The sequence below is a fragment of the Methylobacterium gnaphalii genome (assembly GCF_007992215.1).
Taxonomy (GTDB): Bacteria; Pseudomonadota; Alphaproteobacteria; order Rhizobiales; family Beijerinckiaceae; genus Methylobacterium; species Methylobacterium gnaphalii.
Map to the genome: position 1 here is coordinate 1 of NZ_BJZV01000067.1, position 7,130 is coordinate 7,130.

8 protein-coding genes are annotated in these 7,130 nt (G+C 60.5%); 3 read left to right on the plus strand and 5 right to left on the minus strand.

Features of this window, described 5'->3' with window-relative positions:
• The 3 genes from MGN01_RS24325 to MGN01_RS22815 all read right to left on the minus strand — a co-directional run.
• Positions 1–215, minus strand: a 215-nt coding sequence (locus MGN01_RS24325) for an NAD(P)H-dependent oxidoreductase (protein WP_244612319.1), incomplete at its 3' end; no start/stop codon positions are given.
• A 9-nt stretch (positions 216–224) separates the two neighbouring features.
• Positions 225–512, minus strand: coding sequence for a hypothetical protein (locus tag MGN01_RS24330; protein WP_238258385.1), 288 nt, complete (start codon positions 510–512; stop codon positions 225–227).
• Positions 513–562: 50 nt separating this feature from the next.
• Positions 563–1,750: an L-dopachrome tautomerase-related protein gene (locus tag MGN01_RS22815; RefSeq protein ID WP_147049091.1), complete on the minus strand. Its 1,188-nt coding sequence runs from the start codon at positions 1,748–1,750 to the stop codon at positions 563–565.
• Positions 1,751–3,171: 1,421 nt separating this feature from the next.
• Between MGN01_RS22815 and MGN01_RS24640 the strand changes: the two genes are divergently transcribed.
• Positions 3,172–3,585 (plus strand): NUDIX domain-containing protein, encoded by a 414-nt coding sequence (locus tag MGN01_RS24640; protein WP_373319212.1) that lies wholly within the window; start codon positions 3,172–3,174, stop codon positions 3,583–3,585.
• 45 nt (positions 3,586–3,630) lie between these two features.
• On the opposite strand, the gene MGN01_RS22820 is transcribed toward MGN01_RS24640, so the two are convergent.
• On the minus strand, positions 3,631–3,897 hold the full coding sequence (locus MGN01_RS22820) for a hypothetical protein (RefSeq protein WP_147049092.1): 267 nt from the start codon (positions 3,895–3,897) through the stop codon (positions 3,631–3,633).
• A 179-nt stretch (positions 3,898–4,076) separates the two neighbouring features.
• Here MGN01_RS22820 and MGN01_RS22825 point away from each other — a divergent pair, with 179 nt between their 5' ends.
• Positions 4,077–4,310, plus strand: a complete 234-nt coding sequence (locus MGN01_RS22825) for a hypothetical protein (protein WP_147049093.1) — start codon at positions 4,077–4,079, stop codon at positions 4,308–4,310.
• 514 nt (positions 4,311–4,824) lie between these two features.
• Here MGN01_RS22825 and MGN01_RS22830 read toward each other — a convergent pair.
• The gene (locus MGN01_RS22830; RefSeq protein WP_147049094.1) at positions 4,825–5,694 is read right to left on the minus strand and encodes an NmrA/HSCARG family protein; all 870 of its coding nucleotides are present in this window, start codon (positions 5,692–5,694) and stop codon (positions 4,825–4,827) included.
• Between the two features lie 103 nt (positions 5,695–5,797).
• Between MGN01_RS22830 and MGN01_RS22835 the strand changes: the two genes are divergently transcribed.
• Positions 5,798–6,688: a LysR family transcriptional regulator gene (locus tag MGN01_RS22835; RefSeq protein ID WP_147049095.1), complete on the plus strand. Its 891-nt coding sequence runs from the start codon at positions 5,798–5,800 to the stop codon at positions 6,686–6,688.
• Positions 6,689–7,130: the final 442 nt, after the last annotated feature.

The following is a 7,130-nucleotide window of genomic DNA, read 5'->3' on the forward strand; positions in this document are numbered from 1 at the left end:
GTCAGCTTCCTCCAGAGTGGCGACTTTTCCAGCGCCTGCGCCTTCACAGTGCTCTTCTTGTCGATGAGGTCAGGGCGCGGGTTGCCACCGCTCATGCAGACGAGACGGTCGAACATCGCCTTGAGGTTCTTAGAGGGGCCGTACCACCAGACAGGCCCAATGATGGCCCAGGCATCGGCCCGGGCGACGCGCTGGTAGAGGCGCTCGTTCCACATCAGATCGGGCTAGTGGTCGCTGTCCGGACCATAGCAGTTGCAGGGCCAGACGCAGAGTGCCATCGAGGAGCCGACGCAGCCGTTGCAGCCCTGAATCTTGGGCTTGCCGTGCTCATTACCAATGTCGACCGCGTCAACCTGCCAGTGGGCCGGGAGACGCCCGAGCATCCGGTGCATCAAGAATCGCGCCTTGCCATCCCTGCCCGGGCAACCGTCGAGCCGTCGGGCTGATCCCGCGACGATGAGCACCTGCAGCGGCCGCTCCTCCAGCGGTAACGTCTCAGCTTCGGCCGCCAAGTCATCCATCCGAGACACTCCAACCTAAAGGCAAGCGGCTGAGACGCGCCTCAGCGGGCAGATCCCGAGCCCCTCGAGCTTGTGGCGTCGCCTTCGCCCGGCTTGATCGCCCAAAGCTCGGTTGGCAGAGCAGTGGGCGCACCTGGCTTATAATCGGCCGAGTCCTGGATGTGAGAGGTCGTCACGTAAATCGTGCCGTCCGGGCCCTCCGAAAACGTGTCCGGCCAGCGCAACTGAGGGTCTTGGATCAGCGTCGTCAGACCGGCATTCGCCCCTGAGAGATCGCGCACCTTCACCGCGTTGTCCTGCGGCGAAGTCACGTACATGCGACCATCCTTCTTTGAAATGAGAAGCCCGTCCGCCGGGCCGTTCTCACCGACCGTAACGAGCTTGGATCCCAGCGTCCCGTCGCTCAGCATTTCGGGCACGAAAGAAGCCGTCGCCCAACCGGTCAGCGCATCTGTAGGCAGGCTGTAAAGCGTCTTGCCCTTGATGGCCTGCCAATAGAGCGTCTTGCCATCCCCGGAGAGGGCGATGCCATCGGCGGAGAACTCCACGCCACGTCCGTCCGGACGACGCAAGGGTTTGCCGTCATAGGTGACCGTCACGCTCTTGTTGGGCATGGTCGAGGGGTGGCCGGACAGCACGCGCTGGGCCGAGCCCCGGTCGAGGTCGACAACGACGAGGGCACCCTCGGCACCGGAATCCGTCAGGAAGGCGGTTTTGCCATCCGGCGAGATCCGTACGTCGTTGAGGTAGGACGCCTGCATCACCGTGCTGGAGTCAAATGGGATAGTCTTCAAGACTTTGTTGGTCTTCAGGTCGATTCCCACGAGCTTCGGTCCGCCCTTGACCACGGCGCCCATCGCGGGCGCGGCGGCATCCACTACCCACAGACGATCCTGGGCGTCGATGACGACGCTCTGAACGCAGACGAAGTGGTTCGTCGGGTCGACCTCGTCCTTCTTGGCATTGCGCCAACCGTTCCATTCCCCATCCGGATAGGCGATCGGCTTGCCATCCCTCAGTTCGGCGACTGAAACTGGCGCGTCCTCGCTCCAGCGTGGGAAGTTGACGAAGATCCGCCCATCCTTTGCCACTGCGACGCCCGTGACCTGGTGCTCGAAACTCGCGATTTTGCTCAGGCTGACTTCAGCCGAGGCTGGAGCGGCAGCCAGGACGACACTTCCCACGAGAAAAACAGCGAGACCCAGGCGCGCCTGATCGGCTTTTGTCATGTCCGGTACTCCGATCCTGTCATGTGGACGCATTGCGATCTGGATGAGCTATGACTCCGCCGACATCTGTCAGATGGTCGTTGTGTCGTCGGGGCTGCTGCGAGGGTCGCAGATGGCAACGTCATTCACGGTCTAGGGAGATGGCAGGCCATTCGGCGGCACACGCGGTCCTGCGAGCAGCCGGAACAAATCTGAACTGTTCCCAGGTCCGACACTCAAAAGCGGCGCGTGTGCGCGCGTCGGCAACCGTCTGCTCAAGCTCGCTGGGAACGATCAACGTCCCGAAGCCAATAGGCAACATCGAACGGGACGTTTGGAATCACAGCGCGCATCGTCAGTAATATTCGAGGCGCCCGAGCTTCGACGCAGGGAGCCTGCTCGAAAGCAAGCCGTCGTCTAAAACGTCGATTGCCATCCAAAAGCCAAGGCGTGTCTCGGACTCGCTTCTCGCAAGCCGGATCACGCCCGAGGCGATCTCGCGCAGTTCGAAGACTTGGATCGTCTCAGCTATTGTCTCAGCATAAAAAAACACCGAAATGTATCAGTCTGTTTTTGCGAAAAAGAATCAAGAAAACAGATGTCAATGGCCTGATCGAGAAAGCTGAAGCATTATAAGGCACCAACGGTTCAATCTGAAATCGCCGAACGATTCGCTTCCGTTGATTGATTCAGTTCTGATAGTTGGAGCCTCTATTAGAGGAGCGTGTCGAGTTGGGCCGTGAGGTCGCGGCAGTGCTGCCGAGCGCGCTGTTTGCGTCTGACTCTCCGATCCATACCGTCCGGTCGAGCCAAACCGGGCCTGAAAACTGCGAAGTCACAGCTAACATAAGTTACGCAATAGATTGGATAACACCAATTTTCGAAGTCAAAAATTCTTCAGGCCATCGCTTCACGCGCAATATTCGGTACACGCACTGCTGATGTCGGGCTTCTCTTATTTGTGCCGCATTTCTGGAAACAGTTCTGGGTGTGAGGAGTATTTGACGGAGGCGTTCATGTCCGTTCCAACCCCCGCGACCGTTTTGTCAAACGCTCGAAGCGTCCCGAATTATTCATCTGGAAATTGTCGATACAGCGCCCTCGCGGTGGCCCATGTCATCAAAGGCATCGTTCCAGTCCTCCGAGAGAGTTACAGCGAAGTCTCGGACGAACCACTCCCCAAGGCATTCGAGCTCCTTGCCCGCAAACTTTTGACTGGTCCGCTCGGTCGGCAGAGCGCCGTGACTGCCCGGTCCCGCCCCGTGGTCCCTATCGTTGCTCGTCAGAAGCCGGCTTCTGCGGTGCCAATCGCCAGCCCATCAGAGTCTGAAAGCCGAGGGCAGACAAACGAACTCGCCCGTAAAGCTCAGAGGATAACGACGCAGCCACAACCTGCCGCCGACGGGATCAAGCCCAAACGGAAGCCTGCCAATGCGCCGACGATGGTGGTCGTTAGGGTTCCGGTTCGGGATGGGCTTCTCATGGTGCGTCAAACCACGACCAACGGACTTACCAAGCCCGCCCTTCCGAGTGGCGTACAACTGCGTGGAGAGACTTGGCAGGAGACAGGCGCCCGTGAGGTGTTCGAACGGACGGGTGTGAAGGTCGAGCCGCAAATGCTGCGACTTCTGTCCGTCGTCACAGCACCGGATCGACGCCAGAACATTATTTTCTGCCAAAGCCCTCCGTCAGAGCACTTGGGCGAATTCGGTCACTGCGAACAGGCAGGGGAGGTTCTCGTCTCTCGCGCGCCCGTCGAAACGATGCTTCCGCTTCATACTGTCATGGTTGCGGACTTTTTCAGGTGCCGTTTCCCGCAATCCCGAGTTTCTGGCGCGACGGTCGTACGGTCTTAGGATTGAGGTTGTCGGACAAGGATGGTCCCGGCGGAGTTGCGGGCGTCAGAGAAGGGGGCGTCGGGTATTCTCGAAGAAGCACCGGAAGTTCTCCAGCCAAGCGCGTAACCAGACTTCAAAGCCTTGCTTCGCTCCAGCCTCATCGTGAGCGTGGCCCCAAGCGTCTTCCGCAAGCGGGCTCGACCACGTCCAGAGCCGGTTCGATCCATCGAACTCGACAGACCCGACCTCTATTTGGCCGATCCGGCCGACGAAGCGGCGCAGCGGCACGCCTGCCACGCTCGCTTGCATCCAGATAATCTTGCTATCCATCGTGCCTCAACCGGCTCAGGGGCCGCTCGTTCAGCCTTATGGCTCAGCCCGCCGTGGCCGTAGCTGCTATTCTCACGCGGCATCTGTCTGGCTTCGTGGCGTCCGCACCTGGGACAACCTGGTCATTTCGTGAGACTCGGATTGCCAACACGCACAGCTCGTTCCCGTCTCCATCACGAATGGCGGGCTTCCGCCCTTTAAGTGCCATTCAAATGCCGGGTCGCCCGAAGCTCTGCTATCCCGAGCTCGGCCTTTTGGATCGCCAGAGCCAGATCGTCAGCCTCGACGCCCAGCTCGTCATGAACGACGTCCTCGCTGTTCTCGACGTCGACATGGAAACGCGTTGGCACCGCATGCGTCCGAGCTTGGCTTCGGCGCTCCACAGCAGCATGAATACGCTTTTCGCGCCATGATCGACAAACCTTTGGCGCATAACAAAAATGAAGGAGAGTTTTCATAAAATGCCTAAACAATATCCGCTTGATTTTTTGGGAACCATGTCACTAAAAATTGCTCTCTGCATTGAGGATCGGTGCCATGGAACAGGGCAGCGCAGGCGAGGTGACGCCGGTCTCAAAACCCGACCCCGGACGCGATGATCGAGTGTTGGCCCATATTCGCAAAGTTTTGCAAAGACTTGCTTCCCATATTGCCGAAAGTGGTCGTCACTCTTAGAGCCCATCCTGGTCGGTTTTGTTAGCTTTTGTTAAAAATTCGTGGAGCTCGTATCGGCTCTCTATATTTGGGCGCAATCAAATTGCGCTGACGCTCCAACCGAAGATGAACCTCCAGTAGATCCGAGAGGACGAAGCCTTGCCAGACCCGCGCATGGGTCTGGAATCTCGCCCTGCAGGCCCATGAGGACGGTCGCGGTCGAGAAGATCACGACCATGGTCTTTCCGATGATGGTTGCGGGCCGCCTGTCCGTTAGGCCGAGGCCGCGATCTCGGCCGCGAGGTTGCGGTAGGTGCGCAGGGGACGACCCAGCAGCGTGGTCAGGCGCTCGACGTCGCCGGCATCCGGCATCATGCCGTCGCTCAGGAAGCGCTCGGCCATCATGCGCATGTCGTAGGCCATCCAGCCCGGCATGAACTGACGGAGGTTCTGCTCGAACCGAGCCGTTTCGTCGCCGCCATAGACAACCGGGCGACCCAACACTTCCGACCAGATCGCGGCCACCTCCGCGCCGGTTAGGGTCTGAGGGCCAACGACGTTGATCCGCTCAAACGGAAGCGGTCCGGCGGTCTGCTCGCGGCGGATTAGCTCTATGGCGGCGGTCTCGCCGAGGTCGCGCCCGTCGACCATAGCAAGCCCTTTGGCTCCGATGGGCATGGGATAGACGCCGTGCTGGAGAATGACGTCCTTGATCGTGAATTCGTTGCTCATGAAGTAGGCCGGCCGCAGGATCGTGGCCTCGAAGCCCATCTGCTCAATCATCCTCTCGACACCGAACTTGCCCGCAAAGTGCGGCACGTTCACGTAGACATCGCTGTGGATCACCGAGAGGTAGACAACCCGCTTGATCCCGGCCTCCCGAGCGACATTGAGCGCGATCAGAGCCTGAGTGAATTCGTCCGCCACCACGGCGTTGAGCAGGAAGAGGGTGGAGACGCCCGAGAAGGCGCTGCGCAAGGCGTCGACGTCGAGCAGGTCGCCGGTAACGACGGTAACACCTGCTGGAAGGCCAGCCTTGGCAGGATCGCGGACAAGAGCGCGCACATCGGCGCCACGCTCCACGAGATTGTCGACGACTTGGCGACCGATTGTGCCAGTGGCGCCGGTAACGAGGATGGTCATGTGATTTACTCCGATTGAAGCCTGTCGGCATCCCGGAGATTGGTGATCCACATTCTAATCAATAGGCGGCATATCTGGACAGCTCGTCTCATCGGTGGAACACATGGATCTCCTTGCTCTGGCCGACTTCAACCTCGTTGCCCGTCACGGAGGCTTCGGCCGCGCTGCTCGGGCGGCCGGGCGCCCGAAGGCGACGCTGTCACGCCGGGTTGCGGAGCTTGAGGCCGCACTCGACCTACGCCTGTTCGAGCGAGGGTCGCGCATTCTCAAGCTCACCCAAGAGGGGCGAGCCCTCCACGAGCGGACGGGAGCGCTGTTAACAGAACTCGACGAGGCGGCTGCGGCCATTGCCTCCGGCGGCGCGAAGCCGCGTGGCAGGTTGAGGATCAGCGCACCACTCTTGTTCTCACATGTCGCGATAGGAAAGCTCGCGGCCGAGTTCGCGATGCGGCATCCCGAGGTCCAACTGGAGGTCACGACAGAGGATCGCGTCACCGACATGGTCGAGGAGGGCTACGACCTCGTCATTCGGGTCAACCCGGGGACTGACGAGAGCTTGATCGGCCGCGTCTTTCTGCACGACCGGCTGGTTGTCGTGGCTAGCCCAGGGTTGGCGCAGCCCGCTGATAACCGGGCCGTGCCGGCTGTGGTACGCGGTTCCGGCAGTGGAGAGGCTTGGCAGGTGAGAACGTCCAGCGGACGGTCGCGCATCCCCTTTGTGCCGACCCTGCAGCTATCGTCGATGATCATGGTTCGTGACGCAGTTCGGGCCGGCGTTGGGGCCGCGTGCCTGCCCATCTCGCTCGTGGGCCGCGACTTGGCGGACTGTACCCTGGCCCACTGGGGCGACGTCGATGGCCCCGAGATCGCACTCTGGACGCTCTACCCGTCACGGCGGCTGCTCAGCGCGCGCGTGTCGGCGTTCCTCGAGCACCTGAAGCAAGCGTTTCCGCGAGGCACGCCGGATGAACTCGCGGCATACATCAGCGCATGAGATGCAAGGCTGGCGCCCGGATGACCGCTCTTGGTTGCATGTACCGCGAGTATTGGATCGGGAGCGGTGCTTGCGGATTTAATCCGGGAAGCTTCCGGAGCGACAAGACTCTCGTACGATGGGGCACGGTCGTAGATGTCCAACTCCCCTATTCCCATTCAAAGCTGACTGGCGTCCCACATCCCAATCCGGGCGAGATGTCAGGCGTGGACGACCCGGCCGGCCGCACTGCCAGCCTGGTCAGCTTGGGCTCGTCGTTTCGTCTTCGGATCTGGAACGTGGGAACGTATGCAGTATATCGGTTGCGAGCGGATATGACACGCTCGGCTTTCTTGATCGCGATACTACCTTGTCGTGTCTCGACTGAGAGACGTCCGTCTTTGCTGTCGTCTCCGCCAACGACGGCGATCGCCGCCGTGACGCCGTCTCTATGACCCCTTGG